We start from the raw sequence: 21,816 nt of genomic DNA, 5'->3' as shown, positions 1-21,816 counted from the left end.
CGTGGTAAACATTATGGAAGAAACAAAAATTGAGGCCCGCCCGCATGACGCAGTCGGGCAGGTTCCCGAAAAATTTAAGGGAATCGTTCATGAAATTGAGAAACTCACGATTGTGGACCTCAACGAGCTCGTCAAGCTCCTTGAGGCGAAGTGGGGAGTCTCTGCGGCGGCAGTTGCGGCGGCTCCGGCAGGTGGCGCAGGTGCTCCTGTAGCAGAGGAGAAGAGTACTGTGACCGTGCATTTGAAAGAATCGGGCGCGACCAAGATTGCGGTTATCAAGGTTGTAAAAGATGTTCTCGGACTCGGACTTAAAGAAGCTAAAGATCTTGTAGATGCGGCTCCTTCAGTTCTCAAAGAAGGAGTGAAGATTGCGGATGCGGAAGAAATGAAGAAGAAACTGGAGACCGCGGGGGCAAAAGTCGAACTCAAATAGATTCACGATTCCCGCCTCCGCTCAGGCTTCGGCGGACGGGCAAGATTCAGGATTCATGAAAAAAGTCCCAAAGGTTCAACCTTTGGGACTTTTGCAATAAAAAAGGCGGTTCTTACGAACCGCCATTGGGCGAATGCCTCGCAGAGAGACGAGCCTCCTTGAACCTTTCCAGAAGAATGGGGAAATTTGGCGCCTGGATGCTTTTCTCCTTATCCTTCATCAACTGCTCCAAAGCACAGATTAAGGGCAGTGGAATATTGATAACCTTTTCCGGAGAAGCTTTAGGGGGCTCTTCCTCGGTTGACGTGTCCGGCGATTTCGAAGACATTAAGGCTCGTACTGTCTGCTCTGCAAGATTGTAGACTTGATCTCGCAGGAGTTGAACGAGGCTCGCCAAAATGATTGTCTCGTGAGTGGTTAACTGAACGTTTAGATTTTCCATATCTTGTACCGCGTGTTTTCTGCTTTGCAGATATTACAATAGCTACTCATAATGTCAATACTAGCTATCCCACAGCTAGATGAGATAGAATTGCCTAATCAATCTGTAACTGACACCTGACACCTAACACCTAACAGCTAACACCTACCCCATGGACACTCTAGGAAAAATTTTTGGGTCCGAAGCAAAGGTGAGAATCATGCGACTTTTTCTTTTTAACGCCAAGTCGGCGTACGACATCTTTGACGTGTCAAAGAGGGCTCGGGTGGAAAAAGATGTGGCGAAGAAGGAATTGTCTGCTCTCGAAGGCATCGGCCTGTTCTCGAGAAAAAGCTTTGTGAAATCATTTGCCCGCGCTGTTTTTGTCGGTAAGAAGAAAAGAGGCAAGAAGAGAAAGATGATGATTGTTCACACCAAAAGGAAGGTGCATGGTTGGACGCTTAACAGCCGATTTACCTATTTGAGAGAGCTTCAGAATCTCCTCATAAACACCATATTGGTGAAGGAGAATGAAATTCTCCAACGATTTTCGGCGATAGGAAAAGTAAAGCTCGTCATCATAGCGGGAGTGTTCATTCAGAATTGGGATTCCCGGGTGGATATTCTCGTTGTTGGAGATAAAATTCAGAAAAAAAAGCTCACTCAAGCAATAAAAAGCATAGAAGCCGAAATAGGCAAGGAACTCCAATATACCTATCTTGAAACTCAAGACTTCAAATACCGAATGAGTATCTACGACAAGCTTGTGCGCGATATCCTGGACTACCCTCATGAGGTTCTCTTTGACCGAACCGGCATTAAATTGAGTTTTTAAGGGCTTACGCGTTTGGCGCTCTTCTTCGTTGCTTCCTCCTTGTTCCCGCGCAGTAGTATCAAACTACAGCTTGGTCACCCTCCTTACAGGAGCAGTACACTCTTCACATTTCGCAGACGAAACGTTCAGAGTCTTGCGGAGCTCCAAGTATTCGCTCCTCACCTCACTCGCGCCTCGAATAGCATCCAAACGCGTAAGCCCTTCTTGTCTCGAATTTTCTCAAAAGTTATAGTCATACGACTATTGCTCCGAAGTCACGGAACATGACTTCGGGTTATAGTCATACGACTATTGCTCCGAAGTCATGTCGCATGACTTCGGGTTATCAACAGCCTCTCTGAATCGGGCGTGGTATAATTAATAGACAAAGAAAAGGTCGTGCTTTTCTCCATGCTATTATTAATTATTCGTTAATTTTGAGCACCATAAGTGCTTACAACTATGTTAAGAGAATGGTTAAAAATGTGGGACGATACTCTCGGCAACTCATTTACATCGATTGGTCAGGGTATTGTCAATGTTGTGCCGTCATTAATAATCGCCCTTCTTCTTTTTATACTCGGCTGTCTTGTCGGCAGTCTTGTGGGGAGACTGGTAGAAGAGTTGGTTCGCGCGATTAAAGTCGATGTTCTTTTGCGAAAGGCGAACGCGGAAGAATATTTCACTCGGGCAGGTTTGAAATTGAATACCGGAAAGTTTATTGGGGCATTAGTGAAATGGTTCATCATTATTGCATTCATCGTTGCGTCTCTCGAGACGTTGGGGCTTAAACAGGTGACAATGTTCCTGCAACAAGCAGTGCTCCAGTATATCCCTGACGTGATTGTCGCTGTCATTATCTTAGTTGCGGGAGTGATTATAGCCGATGCCTTAAGCAAACTTGTCTCATCGAGCGCCCGAGCGGGAGACATGACTTCCGCGAATTTTTTGGGCGTAGTCACAAAGTGGGCGATTTGGTTTTTTACTATTTTGGCGGCGCTTAATCAGTTGAGAATTGCTGATAGTCTCGTCAACATACTTTTCACCGCAATTGTCGCGGGTCTTGCATTGGCCGTTGGGTTGGCATTTGGACTTGGAGGTCAAAAGGCGGCTTCTGAAATTATCGAAAAGGTGCGGGATGATATTTCGCACAAGGGAAGATAGGGTTTCTATGAAAGTTTCGTTATGCAAAATCCCGCGCAAGCGGGATTTTGCATTTGGCGATCTTTCAATAGTCGTAATAATAGAGCAAATCTGGGGAAAATCTGGGGAAAAGATGTGCATAAAGAAAGGCCGATTTTACCTTTTCCCCCTAATTAGCCCCAGTTTTTCAAGGTTTTTCACCATATCCATATCGGATAGTTTTACACGGTTTACTCGATTGATTTTTTTATTGACAAAAAAACGCCGTGGCGCTATACTATTTTTCACATAAAGACGTATGTTAAACACCATTAAATTTAAGCGGAAAAAGTAACGGCCCACTTTTTGTGTTGTCTTACTCAACCGCGCGAATAGAGCGGTTTTTTTGTTTAAAATTTAGGCCGAATCGTAATCCTTATCCTCGAAATTTTTCAAAGGTTTGAAAGATTTCGAGGGTACAGAAAGAGTGTCAAACAGAACGCATGATTCATTGACAACTTCAAACCATTCCCGGCAAGCTTTTTCTCCGCCAACAGGCGAGAGAAGGGGTCTTTATTTGTCGGAGGTGGAATAGCTTTTTAAACGTTAGATCGTTTGGAGGCAATCCCGTGACGCGAAAGTGTTACGGAAGGTTATTTCTTCTTTCAAGAGGAGGAAATAACAACAGGTAAAATAAGTAATTTCGTGTTCTCGCGCCACATGCGGTGTGTGCGGGAGCGTGAAGCTTGTGCAAAGCACGCAGAATATAAGTTATAAAGTTATAAAGTTTATAAAGTTATAAAGTTAAGAGAAGTCTTCTCTGACTTTATAACGTTATAACTTTCTACTTTACAAACTCGTATCTTGTGCGCTTTGCGCAAGTGTGGTTTATAAATTTCCTAATAGGAAATAAAGAGCATATGGTGGATGCCTTGACTAGAAGAGGCGATGAAGGACGCAGTCTGGCGGCGATACGCTTCGGGGAGGTGCCAAGCAACCTTTGATCCGGAGATCTCCGAATGGGGAAACCCCTCGTGCTTGCACGAGATTCAGCACGTTAGTGCTGAAAGCATACCCAGGGAAGTAAAACATTTCAGTACCTGGAGGAAAAAAGAACAATTGTTATTTCCTGAATAGCGGCGAGCGAAAAGGAAAGAGCCCAAACCGTGCATCTCACAAAGGTTCGATGCAGATTCAAGAGACATGATTCACGATTCAAGAATTGCGCGCTTTGCGCGCTCCTGAATCTTGAATCCTGAATCAAGATTCTGCACCGCGCTTTCGTGCGGTGCGCGGTGTTATAAGGCAGTAGCGTGGTATTTATACCAGAGAAGTTACAAAATTCTATATTAACCGAATTAGCTGGAAAGCTAAGCCCAAGAAGGTAATGGCCCTGTAGGTGAAAATGTAGAATCTTCTTTGTTACTGTTCTTGAGTACTTCGAGACACGAATGGCTCGGAGGAATTTGCCGGAACTAACCGGTAAGGCTAAATACACTTCTAGATCGATAGTGAACTAGTACCGTGAGGGAAAGGTGAAAAGAACCCCGGAGAGGGGAGTGAAATAGACCTGAAACTATATGCTTACAAGGAGTCAGAGCGGGCAGGACTTAGTTTATAAGTTACGCTTCGCTTAAGTTATAAGTTGGTAAGTTGAATTCAAAAACTTACAAACTTACAAACTTAAAGCGAGTCTGCGAGCAAACTTACAAACTGAATCCTGTCCGTCATGGCGTGCCTATTGAAGAATGAGCCAACGAGTTGATTTAATGTGCAAGGCTAAGCCTTAAAAGGGTGGAGCCATAGGGAAACCGAGTGTTAATAGCGCGAATAAGTACATTACATCAGACCCGAAGCCAAAGTGAGCTTGCCCTGGGCAGGGTGAACTTTTGAGAAATCAAAAGGAAGGCCCGAACTGGTTAGCCGTGCAATACTATCGGATGACCTGGGGTAAGAAGTGAAAAGCTAATCGAACTTGGTAATAGCTGGTTCTCTCCGAAATAGCTTTTGGGCTAGCGTCGAGTGAACCTTTCCGGGGTAGAGCACTGGAAGGATTCGACAGGTCGAAAGATCGCGAATCCTATCAAACTCCGAATACGGAAAGTTACTACTCGGCAGTTAGACCGTGGGGGCTAAGCTCCACTGGTCAAAAAGGAAACAGCCTAGATCTCTATTTAAGGTCCCTAAATCTACACTAAGTGCAAGTAAGGTGGTGGAATTTCTCCGACAATGAGGATGTTGGCTTAGAAGCAGCCATCATTTAAAGAAAGCGTAACAGCTCACTCATCGAGAGATTCTGCGCCGAAGATAATCGGGGCTCAAGTGTAGTACCGAAACTGAGGATGTACGTGCAGGGCACGTAGGACAAGAAGTTATAAGGTTATAAGGTTCATAAAGTTATCAAGTTAAGAGGATTCCTCTTGCTTTATAACTTTATAACTTTCTACTTTACAAACTTGTATCTTACGCGCTTTGCGCGTGCGTGGTAGGAGAGTATTCGCATCTGCGATGAAGCCAAAGGGGTGACCCATGGTGGAGCGTTGCGAAGTAAGAATGTTGGCACAAGTAACCGCAATGGAGGTGAGAACCCTCCACGCCGAAAGACTAAGGTTTCCTTGGCGATGTCAATCAGCCAAGGGTGAGTCGGCCCTAAGGGAATGGTGAAAACCGCACCCGACGGACACATGGTTAATATTCCATGACTTTAGCATGTAATGATGGGATGACGGAGTGTAGTATGTCTTGCGCATTATCGGATTTGACGTTCGTACTGCAAGATGGATTTCCTGGAAAATCCGGAAGTCTGCCTTCAATGGCGACTTTAAGCAGGGCGAGAATCGTGCGTGGCACAAGAGCACGGAACAAGACGGAACTCCGCCTCACGAGGCGGAACACGGAAAAAACGCGGAACCGCTACAGGTTCAGTATCGTTCCGTGTTTATATTCCGAGTCAGTTCAGTGGTCGTGCGCTGCGCGCGAAACAGGACAAAGCACGCTTCCAAGAAAAGTCTCTAAATTTATACATGCTAGAACCGTACCGTAAACCGACACAGGTAGTCAGCTCGAGTAGAGCAAGGCGAACGAGTGAAATTTCCCCAAGGAACTCGGCAAAAAAGCAGCCGTAACTTCGGAATAAGGCTTTCCTTGTGCGGAGCACAAGAGCACGGAACAAGACGGAATCCCGCCAGAAACGGTGGGACACGGAACAGACGCAGAACCATAGGGTTCAGTGTCAGTTCTGTGTTCGATTCTGCTTCAGTTCAGTGTTCGCGCGTTCCGCGCGAGGACGCAGCTAAAGTATCTCTGGCAACTGTTTATCAAAAACACAGCTCCCTGCGAACTCGCAAGAGGATGTATAGGGGGTGACACTTGACCAATGCCCGAAGGTCAAATATCGACGTCGTCCACATCACGTTGAACGTGATGTGGAGAATCTTGAATCATGAATCATGATTCTTGAATCTCCACATCGTGCCCAGCACGATGTGGGTGGTGATTGATATAAGCCCGGGTGAATGTCGGCCGTAACTATAAACTTGACCGTTGTAGTTACGAAAATAAATCTTGCTATATGCTGGAAACCCCGTGTATCTTCAAATACTCGCCGTAAGGCAGTAAAAATTTTGAAGTGCGACCTAATCCGTGAGAACGGACGGTCAACGGACAATCAGCAGGGAAGATCCGCCTCTGGCGGAAACCCTCAGAGACTATACGCAAGACGAATCAAATTATACTGGAATGATGTCGACGATTTGAGACGATGATAGAGTCCGATCTTCATGGCGACATGAAGTCAACAAATAAGGTTTGGAATTGATAAACAAAATTAAATTAATAAGTTAATTAACTATCGTGTGTGCGCTACCATGAAATAAACGGTCCTAAGGTAGCGAAATTCCTTGTCGGGTAGGAACTGCCCAACTTGATAGTGATATCAAGATAAAACTAGCTTATAACGGTGGAGTCCTAGCTGGAGACTTAAGGAGGTCTATGAAAGCAGGAGAATACCGTGGGAAGTCGTCCTGAGTTTATCGAAGGATTGACCCCGTATCGACTGAAGTCGCCACCAATTGTTGGCGACTGAGATAGTAAATGATATAATCATTTCTATAACACGCTAGCTCTAATGAGGAATATTGAAGAGTATATTTCGGGATATGTAGATGGAGAAGGGTGCTTTTCCATTTCATTTTCTCGAAGAAGTAAAATGCTTATCGGGTGGGAGACCAAACCTAGTTTCTCTGTAAGCCAAAACCAAGAAAGAGCTGAAGTGCTCTATATGATTCAGAAAAAATTTGGTTGCGGATTTATAAGAAGAGACTATAGTGATAAAACTCTCAAATATGAAGTAAGAAGTTTGGACGATCTTATAAAAAAGATTGTTCCTCATTTTCTGAAACACCCGCTTCTTTCTTCCAAACAGGCTGATTTTCTAAAATTTAGAAAAATCTGCATGATGATGAAAAAAGAAAAGCATAAACAACCCGAAGGATTGAAAGGAATCATGAGGATTGCTTTCAAAATGAATCCTGGAGGCAAACGAAAATATACTGAAACAATGATGATTGATTCATTAGATGAAGATATAGTCAGTGCTACTAGAAATAGTGGATGGAACATGAAGTTCCGACGCGCACGAATAGTGTAATGACTGGAGAACTGTCTCGGGGAATAGCTCGGTGAAAATACAATACCGGTGAAGATGCCGGTTACCTGCAGTTAGACGAAAAGACCCCAGAAGCTTTACTGCAACTTGGTATTGAGGATACGTTTTTGATGCGTAGCGTAGGTGGGAGGATTTGAAGCGTACCTTTCGGGGTGCGTGGATCCGAAAGTGAAATACCACTCTTTAAAAATGTATTTTCTAACTTCGACGGAAAAAACGGCGAGAGACAGTACCTGGCGGGCAGTTTTAGTGGGGCGCTATCCTTGAGGACGCAAAATTTTGTGTCTTCAATCCGTGGCGCCTCCTAGGTGGTTCACACCAAAACAAACAAATTTATAGGGGGACTTTCGCGAATAATCGCGATCGAAAAATCAGCAATATGCTGGGAAATCCGGCTAGAACATTTTGAAAGCAAAATTTTCGCCCGACTTTTGCAAAGGCAAAAGTTTAGGGAGTATGGTAAACTACTTATATTACAAGTAACAATGTTTACCTGCGGACAATCAGCAGGGAATTAAAAAATTATGGAAGGATTTAGATCATCTGAAGATAAACACCAAGTGATTGAAGCAGCCAAAAAAGGTGCTGGAATTAATAAGAGTGCTATTGTTCGTCTAGAACAGGAAATTAAAGATTTGGAAAAACAAAAAGAGCAAATCAATAAGCAGGTGGAACCCAAAGAAAGTGAAAAGGCGAAACTTCAAAGTTTAGAGCATGTAATGAAAGAAAAATTATATGACTTAAAACTCCAAAAAGAATGCTTGTATCTGAATGAGAGCGAGCTTAAATCTCTTGGAATAAATCCAGACGATAGTAATAAATAATTTTAATTCCCTCAGAGACTACACGCTGATCTCCAACATTAATTTTTGGATTAAGGTTCGACCTTTTTCCTGATCCAAGGTCGAACCTTGGAAAACTAATGTCGGATGATGATATAGTCCGACCTCTATGGCGACATAGAGAGACAAGCAGAAATGTCTTGTCCTAATTATCTTTAAGCTAACAGCTAACACCTGAAAGCTAAAAGCTAATTCGTAACAACATGCCTAAAAAGTAACGGAGGAGTTTATTAAGGTCAGCTAGGCGCGAATGGAAACCGTGCCGATAGTGTAATGGCACAAGCTGGCTTAACTGTGAGACGTACTTGTCAAACAGATGCGAAAGCAGAACATAGTGAACCGACCATACGCATTAGACGCGGTGGAAGATTATCGGACAAAAGCTACTCTGGGGATGGACACTGCCTCGCCCGAATGTACCATTCGGTACGGGCGGGAAAAAGTGTCTTGTTGTCCTACTCCGCAGTGATGCGGAGACCTGCCCGCCTATTGCCGTATTCGGTAAATAGGAACTTAGGCAGGGTCCTGTCTTGTTTATGCCTTTAGCAATTAAAGATTGAGAGGCTTAGGCAGGCGGGAAGTATGGCTTATAACGGAGAACCGAAAACCTGGTCTTTCCCTTGGGCGATCAATTTGCTTTGCAAATTGATTTAGCCCGAAAGGGTTTTAGAGTTTTTGGAACACCGTGGGAAGTCGAGAGAATTAATTAAAAAATATAGTGAAATTAACAGAAAGGCAGGAGTCAATTCTTCTGGGAACAATTCTCGGAGATGGCTACTTGCAAAAAACAGGGCTGAAAAACGCTCGGTTGAGGTTGGAACATGGTGATGCTCAAAAAGAGTATCTTATTTGGAAGGCTAAACAGTTTCCTAAACTGTTTCTTGGAAAACCAATATGTCTGGAACGTTTACATCCAAAAACAAACCATGTTTACAAATATTGTCGCTGGCAGTCAAATTCAACGCCGATTCTTGGAAAATGGCATAGCTTGTTCTATATAAATGGCAAGAAATGTCTTCCCGCGAGTTTAGTTGAAATGCTTCGCCAGCCGTTAGCACTTGCGGTGTGGTATATGGATGATGGAAGTTTCTATCAAAATAATCACAATCGCTATAGCATGATATATCTTGGACGGGTATCATTGAATGAAGCAAACTTTGCCTCGGAGGCAATTTCCCAAAACTTCAATCTTCACCCGAAAGTGTATGACAAAAAAAATAAAGGATACGCACTCTTTTTTCCGGTGACGGAAACGAAGAAACTACATGACCTAATACGGCCGTATGTGCATCCTATCTTCAATTATAAACTATATTCTCTTTGACCCCGTAACGACTTGTCCGCTTTTTGCGGACGGAGTTCTGTTTAATACGCAGAGCTAACACGCCATCTCCTAATCCCAGACGAGACTTCGTCTCATGGGACGGATGAAGATATAGTCTAGTACTAAAAGTATTGAACAGGCTAGTTCCGCCTAAGAGTCAAGAGGCTCCCTTTTGCGGTAACGCAAAAGTAAACAGCAACTCAAATCGGTGAAACCCAATAATTTTTGGTATAATTATCAAATATCGTTGGGCAATCCCGAGGGTAAGATAACTTGTCTCTAATGATTACGATTCGATCGAGAATTGCAAAAAGTCTTTCATTTACGAAACGACAACAAGAAATTATTGTTGGTTCGCTATTGGGAGATGGGCATTTGGTGAAAACCACATGCGGATATGCATTTCGAGTGAATCATAGTATCAAGCAAAAAGAATATGTGGATTGGAAATACCGTGAACTTAAAATATTTACGAATTCCTCTCCTGCAGTCTACGAAAAAGAAAACAGCTATTATTTCAAATGCGTTTCTCATTCATATTTTGATGAGATGCGTAAGAAATTTTATCTTGATAGGAAGAAGATTCTTCCGAATGAGATTGGCAAGCTTTTAACACCGCTTGCTCTAGCTGTTTGGATAATGGATGATGGTTCGAAAGAGGGAAACCAACTTCGACTTAACACCCAGTCCTTTTCGTTAGATGAGAATATCCGCTTGATTAAAATATTAGAGGCTACTCTGGGAATTTCAGCAACTATAAATCGAGACAAGAATCGATTTCGGTTGAGAATACGTGATCAAAGCATGCTGCTTTTAAAGCAAAATGTTTTGCCACATATTATTTCCAGCATGCAATACAAGTTTTCCCTGTAACGACTTTGCGCTTTTGCGCAGGACTATCCGCCTAAGGCGGATGGTAACACGTTGCCACCCTGAAAAGGGTGAAGGTATAGTCTACCTCATGAGTAATCATGAAGTGCCAAATCGACGGCGGAGTTCGGCACCTCGATGTCGGCTTAAATTAGGGTCGCTTCCGATGTAAATCGGAATGCAAAAAACTGGCTAATAACGGAGAACTCCTACTATTATTTTGATATAATAAGGACAACCCCGTGGGAAGTCGTCCGCCTCAGGCGGATTGACCCCGTAACGACTGAGTCCGCAAGGACAAGATGAGAGATGCCTTAGTGCTAGACACTAAGATCACACTTTCATAAGACGCTGGTCTCCTTTAAAATTCTCAAAATTTTGAAGGATGAAGGTATAGTCTATACACGTAGTAATACGTGATCAATATGCAACATATCCTGGGGGTGGAGAAAACACACCTTCTCTCCTTGAGAGAAATCTCAAGGTAATTAAACAAGCTCAATACGGTAGAGGCTTCTTCATATGATCTCTGGTTTCGGAGGTCCCAGGTGGTATAATAACCATATATGAATGCTAGTGCCGTAGGAACCGAGCATCTTTCAGTGTACAACTGAGAGTGCTAAAAAACTTTTTCGCAAGGACTCAAGATTTTTATCGTGAGTTGTCCCGAAAAAGATGTTCGGCCTCTAACGACTGATTGATATGATTTTGGTCATATCATGAGATATGCGCTCGAAAGAGCGGTATCACACGGCTTGCACCTAAAGCGCTCTTGGCGACAAGAAAAGCAACGGTGATGGAATAGTCTGATCCTCGCGGAAACGCGAGATAACAAATCAGAGCTCCCAAGGGTTTGGCTGTTCGCCAATTAAAATGTTACGTGAGCTGGGTTCAGACCGTCGAGAAGCGGAGCTTCTCGACAAGTAAAAAGTGTAAAGTTGAAAGTAAAAAGTTCAGCTATTCGACAGTCTGAATCCACTCAGTGAATAATATCGAGATTTTCGTTTATGAAAAAGTATAGAAAAATCCTATGCAACTTTTTGTTGCGAGGGTTATAGAAACCAACCAACCACGGCGGTCATAGAAAGCAATTTCTATGCCAGCAAGTTGACTATATCGGTGGAACCCTCTATAATTTAAATATTATTAGGGTAATACCGAGGGAAGATTTATCCAAAATAAAGATTTATGCCAGAAAAATTTTCACTTTCTCCTGAAGAATTAGCACAAGAAATTGCAAGAATGCAAGTAAAGGCAGCTGAATACCGAAATGCAGATGCTATTGAGGCTGAAGAACAAAGAAAAAAATCTGATGAAATCAGCGGACTCCTTGAACAAAGGAGAGTCCTTGAAGGACAGATTAAAGTTGTCGATGAAAAACTGGCAAAGTTAGATTATGTCCGAGAGGATTAGATTTATCCCCGTAGAGACTGAACGTCAACAGTCCCAAGCGCAAGCGAGGGATTAAGTTCCAGTCCGATCCCGCCGGTAACGGCGGCGTTGTTAAGCTAATAGCTTATAGCTAGAAGCTAACAGCTACTATTGCGTGAGACAGGTTGGTCTCCTATCTACTGCAGGCGTTGATTCTTGAGAAGATTTGCTCCTAGTAGACCCGAATGGGTCCATGCTACTTCGCGAAGAAATTTGCGATGACAATTTGGCTTATAACGGTGGAGTCTTCATCATTTAGGTTTTCTATCAAGGTAGATTAAGCTTTAACGGTCCGTTGGCTAATTTACTTGAGGACCAGAAATGATAAGATAATACCGTGGGAAGTCGATCTAAAAAAGTAGAGTTAGCATATATTGCTGGTTTTCTTGATGGTGATGGAAGCTTAATGCTTCAGATCAAGAAACGGAAAGACGGTAACATCGGAATACGATTTATGCCCGTCATCTGTTTCTATCAAGATACTCGGCATGAGAAATCTTTGTATTGGATAAGAGAAGTTTTTGATATCGGTTATATTTCTAGAAGAAATGATGGAATGACCGAACTTCGAATAAATGGCTACAAGCAAATAGAAGAAATTCTAAAAAAGCTTATGCCTTATATGCGATTTAAAAAACTTCAAAGCATTGCACTTTTTAGCGCATGCAGAATTCTTTCCTCTACAAAATTTAAAAAACTAACTCGCAAGCAATTAATAGAGCTCGTTGACTTTATTTTAGTTATTCAGAGTGAAAACTATGTAACTAAGAAAAAGAAGACGCGTGATGAGTTGTTAACTATTTTAGGTTTGACCCCGTAACGACTGATCCTTAAACGGAGAGACTTATGTATCGCTGGAAAGCCTTTCAATGAAATTCAGGGCAGGCATATGTAGGTAACATGCCAACCCCTCCTCGAAAGAGAGGGTGAAGATATAGTCTATGCTCCTAGAAATAGGGGGTAAAAACATGACGAGAGGACCGGAGTGAACGAACCTCTGGTGTACCAGCTCTGCCGCCAGGTGGAACGCTGGGTAGCTATGTTCGGAAGGGATAACCTCTGAAAGCATCTAAGAGGGAAGCCTACTTCAAGATGAGGAATCGATCCGTGCGAAGCACACAGAGTATAAGTTATAAAGTTATAAGGTTTATAAAGTTATAAAGTTAAGAGAATTCTTCTCTGACTTTATAACTTTATAACTTTCTACTTTACAAACTCGTATCTTGCGCGCTTCGCGCGGGACAGACCCGTAAGAGATTATTACGTTGATAGGCTTCAGGTGTACGCACAGTAATGTGTTGAGCCGAGAAGTACTAATTCGTCGAATTCCTATTAGGAAATTTGTAAACCACAAAGTAAGTTATAAAGTGGAAAGTTATAAGGTTTTAAAGTTAAGAAAATTCTTGCTTTATAACTTGATACCTTTCCACTTTGCAAACTTATTATTTTACTTGTCGAATCTTGAGCTCCGACTTCGGTCGGAATTGAAAAACTAAGTTTTGGGAGCACGTCATTAAAATTAAACCGCGGCCGGGAGCCGCAAATGCGGGTGACCAATAGGTTACCCTGCTTCCAGACCTCGGTGGCTGGGTCATTCTCGCAACTGCAGTTGTCTTAAATGAGAAATGAGGTGATCCGGCCATCGACGGTTTGCTCTTTCGGGGCGTTGCAGAGGAACTCCCTCCATGGGGCGCACGTACACATGCGATCCCATCCAGTTTCCTGCAACGTCCCCTCGCTTTCAAATTGAGATGATTCTCAAAGAGAAGCAAACACGGTCTCCAGCTATTTCAACGCTGGAGCCTAAAGCTTAGTTTTTCAACCCCGACGCTCTGAAAGGTCGGGGCTCCGACAGCGAAGCGCGTCGGAGTTCGAATTAAAAATTTTGTTTTGGTGACTTGACGATGGGGCAACACCTCTTCCCATTCCGAACAGAGAAGTTAAGCCCATTAGTACCGATGGTACCTTTTATTAGGAAGAGTAGGTAGTCGCCAAAACAAAATTTTTAATCTTAACGATCCACCTCTTTCTCCCGCTCCAGAAGCTTTGCGGGCTTGCTGTTTACAAATCAATTTTCTTTCGGTGATACCAGTAGCGAAGCTAAAAATGGGCAGGGAAAAGCGTGCAAAGAATTGAGTTATGCAAGACTAAAGATGTGTGTTATGATACTATCCTATTAAACTAAATATAATCAGCATCATGAAACTATTTCAAACCATCAAAGATAGCATCAATAATCCGGAATTTTATCGCGCCGAAAAAAATGCTTCCTTCAAGAAAGCGTTCGGGTATTTTTTCAAGCTTACATTGCTTTCGGCACTCTGTCTCACTCTTATTTTGAGTGCCAAAATGATTCCCAGCCTTGTCGTGGGGCTTTCAGAAGAAAGTATTAATAAAGTATTGAGCTATTACCCTCAAGAATTAGAGGTCACGATTAAGGATGGTCATGCGTCAACAAACGTGAAGGAGCCGTATTTCCTGTTGTGGCCGAGCGAATTTGTTCAAGCGTCATCAAATCCGAATGCAGGTACATCTCATCTGCCTAAAAATCTTTTGGTCATAGACACAAAGGGCGTTTTTGCAATTGACACATTTTCAACCTACGATACGTCGTTATTTCTTACAAAAGATTATTTTGTTTCCGCAAAAAATGAGGGTCAAGAATTGTCTATCCAAAAACTGCCCCCGTCCTTAAATGTAACAATTAACAGAGCGCAACTTTCCACTTGGGTCGAAAAAATACGGCCTTGGCTCGTATGCATCATCCCGCTTTTCATTGTCGGATTATTTGTCGCGATTTACTTAGCGAACATTGTCCTGAGCCTGTTCATGATACTCATTCTTTCCGTAATTATCTGGATTGTCGCTCTTATTCGCAAGCAGAATTTTTCTTACAGCCAGATCTACAAGCTCGGCCTCTATGGAGTGACGGTCGTTGTCATGTTACGCGTCTTATATTTTCTTCTCGGTGTCCCCTCTTTTTGGTTTATCGATAGCGTCATTTTTCTTCTCCTGATGTTTCTCAATACAAAGAAAATCGGGCTCAAGACATAAATTGCCAATAAGATTTCTCCTTAATATCAATTGCCAAAAACACTCTCTTTTAACGGGGGTGTTTTTTTGTTACAATTATTAAATAGCTGTTAGCTATTAGGTGTTAGCTTTTAGGAAAAAATCCCAAGAAGCTGACAGCTAATAGCTAGTAGCTAAAAGCTATCCATGTCCCACTGGGCCTCAAACAGAAAGTTATCTTATATCGGCGCATTCTTTGTTCTGGTATTTATTGGAATTGCCCTTCCCATTTTTTTTACCGTGTATGAAGCTCCGACGTGTTTCGACCTCAAGCAGAACCAGAAAGAGCTCGGGGTGGATTGCGGGGGACCTTGCTCTATTCTTTGCATAAATCAGGCGCTCTCGCCGATTATTCTTTGGCAGAGGGCTTTCAAAGTTACTCCGGGCGTCTATAATGCAGTGGCTTTTATTGAAAATCCAAACCTCGATTCTTCCACCAATGACCTTCCTTATGTTTTTAAATTGTATGATGACAAAGGAATTCTCATCTATGAAAGGAAAGGGAAGACAGACATTCCTCAAAATAAGATTTTCCCCATTTTTGAAAGCAGAATTGCAACCGGAACACAAATCCCTTCTCGGGTAACTTTTGAGTTTAGTCGCCTCCCGGTATGGGAAATCGATACGAATGAACCGCCACAGGTTAAGGTGGCAAGCCAAACTTTGGATGAAAGTGGTCAATTTCCCCAGCTCAAAGCGACAATCGAAAATCGCTCGAGCACCACACTTCAAGGTGTCGAGGTTGTTGCTCTGGTATACGACAGCAATGGTAATGCCCAAGCTGTTTCAAGAACCTTTATTGACACATTGGACAAAAATTCTTCGCAGGACGTAGTCTTTACATGGCCGAGTTCGATTGATTTTGGGGAAGGTATCTGCGAAAAGCCATCCGATGTTATGATCGTTCTCGATCGGTCGGGAAGCATGGATGATGACGGCCTTTCTCCTCCAGAGCCTCTGACTTCGGTAAAGACTGCCGCAGGATTATTTGTCGATAATTTGCAGGAGAACGACAGAGCGGGGGCTGTATCTTTTGCCACTGGCGTCCGAGATCCCATTGACTCGATTCTCTCTCCGGATTTTGTCGGGCTCAAAAAGACAATAAGCGAGATTTCGATAGCGACTGATAGTCCGCAAAGCACCAATATTGGGGAGGGGATACAAAGCGCGCTTGTCGAACTTCTCTCTCCTCGACATAGAATTGAAGCCAAATCTTCGGTTGTGCTCCTTACCGACGGCATTCCTTCCCATCCGCAAAAGCTTGATGATCCTGAATATCCAAAAGAATATGCTCTTTCCCGTGCGGAGGAGGCAAAAGCCGAGAATATCGAGCTCTACATTATCGGTCTAGGAAAAAATGTCGACAGCGCATATCTTAAGACATTGGCGTCGCGCCCCGAATTGTATTTTGAAGCGACGCAGAAAGAACAATTGGCAAAAATTTACCAAAATATAGCCACCTCAATCTGCAAGAAAGGTCCCACGAAGATTCAGGTAATTCCGCTTACGCATTGAGGCGGGCCTTTATGGGTTTCTTCAAGAGACAAAAAATAGACTGGATATTAATCTCGGCGACTCTGCCACTTCTATTCGGAGGATTGGTGACGATGAACGTCTTTTTGGGCGAAAGCATTTTTTTTCGCCGTCAGCTCCTCTGGATCATTGTTTCTCTTCTTGTTTTTTTTACGCTCAGTTTTATTGATTTTCGTTTTTTACGAAAAAAAGGCATCATCGTTTCTATTTTTATTTTTTCCTGTTTTGTTCTCACCGCTCTTTTCGTCTTGGGAACGGTGGTTCGGGGAGCGCAGAGCTGGTTTCATTTGGGGTCTGTCGCTTTTCAGCCCTCTGATCTTGCCAAGCTCGTGATTATTCTGGTTCTTGCAAAATATTTCACGAGACGCCACATCGAAATAGCCCATATCCGCCACATTTTAGTTTCCGGATTTTATGCTTTCATTCTTTTTCTTCTGATACTGCTCCAACCAGATTTCGGCTCTTCGATCATTATTTTTATCATTTGGTTCGGAATGGTTCTGGTCTCAGGTATTTCGAAGAAGCACTTGCTCGCTGTATGCACCATTGGAGTTCTCGTTTTTTCCGGTCTGTGGTTTTTTGGATTCAAAGAATACCAGAAAGAGAGGATAATAAGTTTTATCCATCCCTTGGCCGATTTGAAAGGTAGCGGGTATAACGCATATCAGTCCACTATTGCTGTGGGTTCGGGAGGATTTCTGGGAAAAGGTGTGGGATATGGAACGCAATCGCGGCTAAAATTTTTGCCCGAATACCAAACTGATTTTATTTTTGCGGCTTTTGCCGAAGAATGGGGGTTTATCGGAATACTCTTGCTGTTCCTGCTCTTCGGGATTATCGTCTACAGAATTCTCGTGAATGCGATTAGGGGACCCACAAATTTCGAAATCTTGTATGGAATAGGGCTTTCGATTTATTTCATGAGTCATTTTGTGATAAATGTCGGCATGAATATCGGAATTCTTCCCGTGACGGGGCTTGTGATGCCTTTCATGAGTTATGGAGGCTCTCACCTGCTCGCGGAATTTACGGGCCTAGGGATTCTTATGGGCATGCGCCGATATCAAAGAGTCGCGCACAAAGATGATGTGAAGAATGAATTCCTGGGAATCTAGAGACAAATAACTGACAACTGAATTACAATTGAAGATGTAAGAAACGCTTTTTTGTTATACGTATTTCAGTTATTTGTTTTCGTATACTCTTTTTGTCGCATCAATCATTTTTTGAAGGATAAATTTGCTTTCAATTCTAGCTTTAAGATTTTGTTTCATCTCTCTCTTTTTGTCTTTATTCTCCAGCAAAAATAGGAGAGCATCTTGTATTTCTTTGACATGTTTTGACCGAACCAATATTCCGGACTGCAGTTGTTCAATAATTTCTGGAATCCCTCCCACGTTGCTTGCAATGACCGCAAGTTCTGTCTGTCCCGCTTCAAGAATCGCATACGGCAGTCCCTCGGTAGTAGAAGTGAGGGTAAAAATGTCGAATGCCTTGAGATAGAGCGCCGCATTTTCGATTGTTCCTAGAAGGACCACGTGATTTTCTAGGCCCTTACTTTTAATGAGCTTCTCGAGGTTCTCTTTCTCTTCCCCATCTCCGATAATAAGAAAAACAAATGAGGGGTAGTGATTTTTAAATAGTGAGAGAGCCTCAATGCAGTATTCGAGTCCCTTGCTTTTGTGGAGTTCAGAAATGGTTCCAATCCACAGAGTCTTTTTTATTTTTTTCTCATCCAAACCGAAAAATTCCCTCACTATCTGACTTTTTTCGATAAAAAATTTCTGTGCCTGCCCCTTTGCGATAAAACGAATTTTGGAAATCCCATTGTGGATAATGACTATTTTGTCGCGGGTGAAAAACATGTTTTTCATCTGGTGCGCCAAAGATTCTGAAACGGCAATTGTTTTATGTGAAAAGAAGATGATAATCCAGTACAGAATTTTCATGACATGTTTCGATACCTGCCCCCGATTTTCATTGAAGGCGAACCCGTGGGCGGTGAAGATGATACGAATAGGGTGTAACGTGTAACGTGTAACGTGTAACGTCTTAAGAAGATAAATTATAAAATTGCAGAGACGGGCAGCGAGAACTCCGAGGCCACCGATTTTTGAACTGTTGAGATGGACGATGTTAGGGCGAAGTGAAAAAACAAGTTTAAAAAGTTCGATGAAAACTTTGGCGTCCCCCGAAAGATTCGTGTCTCTTTCTAAGAAGGGAATACTGACCGTCTGAATTCCCACGGCTTCCAATTTGGTTTTGAGAACTCCCGCGCCTCCAAAAGCGACTACTATGTCATATTCTTCTTTGAAAGCAGAAGCGAGGTCGAACACATATCTTTGAGCCCCTCCCCAGTTGCTTTTGGTGATTATGTAGAGAAGTTTTTTTTTGTTTCCAGTGTCCATTGGATAATTTAAGTTGAATATACAACTGGGGAGGGGCGGGCGAAAGGGGTCGGGAAAACTGTAGTTTTCCCGTGGCGGTGAGAAGCGAACACATGGAGCTTCGCAAGACCTTTTGAGACAATTTCTGAATTGTCCAAAAGGTGTACTGTTCCTGTAAGGAAGACCTGTTTTGAGTTTCGAAAAACAGGGTTTAGAAACCGTGGGTTTCTAAGGAGCAGGCTTTGCTGCGACGCCTCGCCCCAGTTGCTTTTGGTGATTATGTAGAGAAGTTTTTTTTTGGGAGGCATGTAATTTAGTTGAAAGTAAAAAGTGTAAAGTGTCAGAATTCTCATTCTGTCATCCCCGCTTAGCGGGGATCCAGTCATTTGAATAAAAAAAGGCAAAGGAGTCTTACTACACATGATAGCAATCCGGCACTAATCCATAAAGCATTGACTCGGTCCGCTTTTAGTTGTACATTTGTTTTACCTCTATCTCTCTACTTTATACTTTACACGTTCAACTTTATACTTATCGATATGCCTATTCTCAATAAAAAAGAAGCCGTCATTCTTTTTGTTGGCGATATTTTCATTTTTTTCTTATCGCTTTTGATTACACTTCTAGTGCGCTATCAGGGAGAATTTTTGCACATTTTTGAGTCGCACTTGCGACCCTTTTCCATTCTCTTTCTTGTCTGGGTACTCGTTTTCTTCATCGCCGGGCTCTACGACCGCCACACAACGCTTCTTAAAGGAAAATTGCCCTCCATCGTATTTCACTCGGAGGTAGTGAACAGCATAATCGCCGTTCTTTTTTTCTATCTCATTCCTTCGTTCGGGATTACTCCGAAGACGAATCTATTTGGCACTCTCTTCATATCCTTTTTTCTTGTTTTTTTCTGGAGACGGTACGGGTATCGATTGGCGAGCTATCGGAAAAAGCAGAATACTATGCTCATCTCCTCGGGTAAAGAGGCGCGAGAGCTTCAAAAGGAAATAAATGCTAATCCAAGATACGGTATGCATATTTCTTCTTTCATTGATCTCGAAAAGATTCTAGGACCGGACTTGAAAGATGCAATAATGAAGAAAGTTTCTTTTACCCAAGTTTCTTACATTATCATTGATTTCAAAAACGAAAAAATCACTCCCATTCTCCCTCATTTGTACCCGCTCCTTTTTGGAGGCGTGCAATTTCTGGAAATGGACGTTCTCTATGAGAACATATTTGACCGCCTGCCCCTTTCACTAATACGCGATCAGTGGATTCTCGAGAATATTTCTCTTTTACCGAGGAAGACTTACGACTTTTTGAAGAGAATTTTGGACATTGTCTTGGGTGCTGTTGCTCTCGTTCTCTCCGTGCCGTTTTATCCGTTTATTATTATCGCGATTAAGCTGGATACAAGAGGGCCGGCTTTTATCGTTCAAGATCGCGTCGGACAGAATGACCGTGTAATACGTGTGTATAAATTTCGAACAATGTCACGAAATGAAACCGATCTGGGAAAGGCAAGTGATAACAGGGTCACTCGAGTTGGCTTATTCTTGCGCAGAACCCGTTTGGATGAACTTCCCCAGCTTGCAAACGTCATTGCGGGCTACCTGTCTCTCATTGGTCCTCGCCCCGAACTTCTGTCGGGAGTGAGGCTGTATGAGAAGGAAATTTCCTACTACCGTATTCGCCATCTCATAAAGCCGGGACTTTCAGGGTGGGCGCAGATAAATGACAGTCTTCATGCCCACCATGAGATTGGCAGAGAGGAGACGCGCAACAAACTTGCCTATGATTTGTACTACATAAAAAATCGCTCTTTCTTGCTTGACCTCAAGATTGCTTTGCGAACAGTAAAAATTTTGTTATCGTTTGTAGGGAAGTGACGAAATTCTTATTTCGTCATCCCCGTGAAGACGGGGATCCAGATTAATCGAGGGATCCAGGAATAATTGATATTTCGTACTAAAAATATGAAAAAAGTAAAAGTAATAGTCACCGGCGGAGCCGGATTCATCGGGTCGCATCTCTCGGACGCGCTTCTCGAGCGCGGTTTTGAAGTTCATGTCATTGACGATCTTTCTCAAGGAAAAAAAGTAAATGTAAATTCGGAAGCTATTTTTCACAACAAAAATATCACTGATTTGGCGGGCATTGACCCGATTTTCAAGAATGCGGAATACGTTTTTCATCTTGCCGCACTTCCCCGCGTTCAGTTTTCGATCGAGCATCCGAGCGAGACCAATGAAGCAAATGTCGGAGGGACTTTGAATGTCCTTATCGCTTCGCATAAGCACAAGATAAAAAGAGTTATCTATTCCGCTTCGAGCTCGGCATACGGAGACCAGAAAACTTTGCCCTTGAAGGAGAAGATGATTGCCAACCCCAAAAGTCCGTACGGTCTTCAGAAATATATTGGCGAGTTGTATATGAAGCTCTGGAGCGAGGTCTACAAACTGCCAACTGTGTCACTCCGCTATTTCAACGTCTATGGTCCGAGACAGAGCCATGAGGGAGCGTATGCTTTAGTGGTTGCCAAGTTTTTGAAACTGAAAAGCGAAGGGAAACCGATGACCATAACAGGAGATGGCAAGCAGACGCGAGATTTCACTCATGTTCGTGATGTGGTTCGGGCGAACTTGCTTTCGATGGAAAGTACCCGAGTAGGGAGAGGGGAAGTAATCAATGTGGGTGGGGGAAAAAACCGATCGGTGCTCCAAGTTGCCGAGATTATCGGAGGTGCGGTAAAGTTTATTCCCGCCCGCCTCGAGCCAAAAAACACACTTGCGGACACAGCGCTGGCGAAGAAACTTCTTGGCTGGACGCCCGAAATAAAGTTTGAGGAGGGAATTGAGGAGTTGAAGAAAATGTAGGGGTTCAGCAGTTAGGAAACGCAGATACATT

Annotated in this window: 15 protein-coding genes, 2 rRNA genes and 1 other annotated feature; of the genes, 15 read left to right on the top strand and 2 right to left on the bottom strand. The window is 42.9% G+C overall.

The window, feature by feature from the left end; genetic code table 11:
- Positions 1-13: 13 nt before the first annotated feature.
- Entirely contained in the window at positions 14-433 is a 420-nt protein-coding gene (rplL, locus tag ABI430_02270; protein MEO8637703.1) for a 50S ribosomal protein L7/L12, read from the top strand.
- A gap of 112 nt (positions 434-545) precedes the next feature.
- Here the strand turns inward: rplL and ABI430_02265 are convergent, their stop codons facing one another.
- Complete coding sequence (locus tag ABI430_02265) at positions 546-875, bottom strand: hypothetical protein (GenBank protein ID MEO8637702.1); 330 nt, start codon at positions 873-875, stop codon at positions 546-548.
- Positions 876-1,026: 151 nt separating this feature from the next.
- Between ABI430_02265 and ABI430_02260 the strand changes: the two genes are divergently transcribed.
- The 12 genes from ABI430_02260 to ABI430_02205 all read left to right on the top strand — a co-directional run bounded on the left by ABI430_02260 (position 1,027) and on the right by ABI430_02205 (position 17,643).
- Positions 1,027-1,689 carry a hypothetical protein gene (locus tag ABI430_02260; GenBank protein ID MEO8637701.1) on the top strand — a complete coding sequence of 221 codons (663 nt, stop codon included), beginning with the start codon at positions 1,027-1,029 and terminating at the stop codon, positions 1,687-1,689.
- A 441-nt stretch (positions 1,690-2,130) separates the two neighbouring features.
- On the top strand, positions 2,131-2,832 hold the full coding sequence (locus tag ABI430_02255) for a hypothetical protein (protein ID MEO8637700.1): 702 nt from the start codon (positions 2,131-2,133) through the stop codon (positions 2,830-2,832).
- Between the two features lie 872 nt (positions 2,833-3,704).
- Positions 3,705-7,478 (top strand): 23S ribosomal RNA (locus ABI430_02250).
- A 57-nt stretch (positions 7,479-7,535) separates the two neighbouring features.
- Positions 7,536-7,716: a sequence feature (23S ribosomal RNA rRNA prediction is too short), on the top strand.
- Positions 7,717-7,980: 264 nt separating this feature from the next.
- Complete coding sequence (locus ABI430_02245; protein ID MEO8637699.1) at positions 7,981-8,280, top strand: hypothetical protein; 300 nt, start codon at positions 7,981-7,983, stop codon at positions 8,278-8,280.
- A gap of 736 nt (positions 8,281-9,016) precedes the next feature.
- Positions 9,017-9,622, top strand: coding sequence for a hypothetical protein (locus ABI430_02240; GenBank protein ID MEO8637698.1), 606 nt, complete (start codon positions 9,017-9,019; stop codon positions 9,620-9,622).
- Between the two features lie 282 nt (positions 9,623-9,904).
- Positions 9,905-10,495 carry an LAGLIDADG endonuclease gene (locus ABI430_02235; protein ID MEO8637697.1) on the top strand — a complete coding sequence of 197 codons (591 nt, stop codon included), beginning with the start codon at positions 9,905-9,907 and terminating at the stop codon, positions 10,493-10,495.
- 1,185 nt (positions 10,496-11,680) lie between these two features.
- Positions 11,681-11,905 carry a hypothetical protein gene (locus tag ABI430_02230; GenBank protein ID MEO8637696.1) on the top strand — a complete coding sequence of 75 codons (225 nt, stop codon included), beginning with the start codon at positions 11,681-11,683 and terminating at the stop codon, positions 11,903-11,905.
- 355 nt (positions 11,906-12,260) lie between these two features.
- Positions 12,261-12,743, top strand: coding sequence for an LAGLIDADG family homing endonuclease (locus ABI430_02225; protein ID MEO8637695.1), 483 nt, complete (start codon positions 12,261-12,263; stop codon positions 12,741-12,743).
- A gap of 1,068 nt (positions 12,744-13,811) precedes the next feature.
- Positions 13,812-13,921: ribosomal RNA gene (gene rrf / locus ABI430_02220) — 5S ribosomal RNA — on the top strand.
- A gap of 201 nt (positions 13,922-14,122) precedes the next feature.
- Positions 14,123-14,977, top strand: coding sequence for a DUF1189 family protein (locus ABI430_02215; GenBank protein ID MEO8637694.1), 855 nt, complete (start codon positions 14,123-14,125; stop codon positions 14,975-14,977).
- Between the two features lie 165 nt (positions 14,978-15,142).
- Positions 15,143-16,510 (top strand): vWA domain-containing protein, encoded by a 1,368-nt coding sequence (locus ABI430_02210; protein ID MEO8637693.1) that lies wholly within the window; start codon positions 15,143-15,145, stop codon positions 16,508-16,510.
- 11 nt (positions 16,511-16,521) lie between these two features.
- Entirely contained in the window at positions 16,522-17,643 is a 1,122-nt protein-coding gene (locus ABI430_02205; protein ID MEO8637692.1) for an FtsW/RodA/SpoVE family cell cycle protein, read from the top strand.
- Between the two features lie 69 nt (positions 17,644-17,712).
- Here the strand turns inward: ABI430_02205 and ABI430_02200 are convergent, their stop codons facing one another.
- A complete protein-coding gene (locus ABI430_02200) occupies positions 17,713-18,936 on the bottom strand; it encodes a glycosyltransferase (protein ID MEO8637691.1) in 1,224 nt (407 codons plus the stop codon).
- A gap of 518 nt (positions 18,937-19,454) precedes the next feature.
- Here ABI430_02200 and ABI430_02195 point away from each other — a divergent pair.
- Both ABI430_02195 and ABI430_02190 read left to right on the top strand, forming a co-directional pair.
- Positions 19,455-20,798, top strand: coding sequence for an exopolysaccharide biosynthesis polyprenyl glycosylphosphotransferase (locus ABI430_02195; protein MEO8637690.1), 1,344 nt, complete (start codon positions 19,455-19,457; stop codon positions 20,796-20,798).
- Between the two features lie 87 nt (positions 20,799-20,885).
- The gene (locus ABI430_02190) at positions 20,886-21,785 is read left to right on the top strand and encodes an NAD-dependent epimerase/dehydratase family protein (GenBank protein MEO8637689.1); all 900 of its coding nucleotides are present in this window, start codon (positions 20,886-20,888) and stop codon (positions 21,783-21,785) included.
- Positions 21,786-21,816 lie beyond the last annotated feature (31 nt).

Source organism: Candidatus Taylorbacteria bacterium, from assembly GCA_039934295.1.
Lineage (GTDB): Bacteria > Patescibacteriota > Minisyncoccia > Phycocordibacterales > HO2-43-120 > HO2-43-120.
This window is presented reverse-complemented; position numbering and strand designations above follow the sequence as displayed.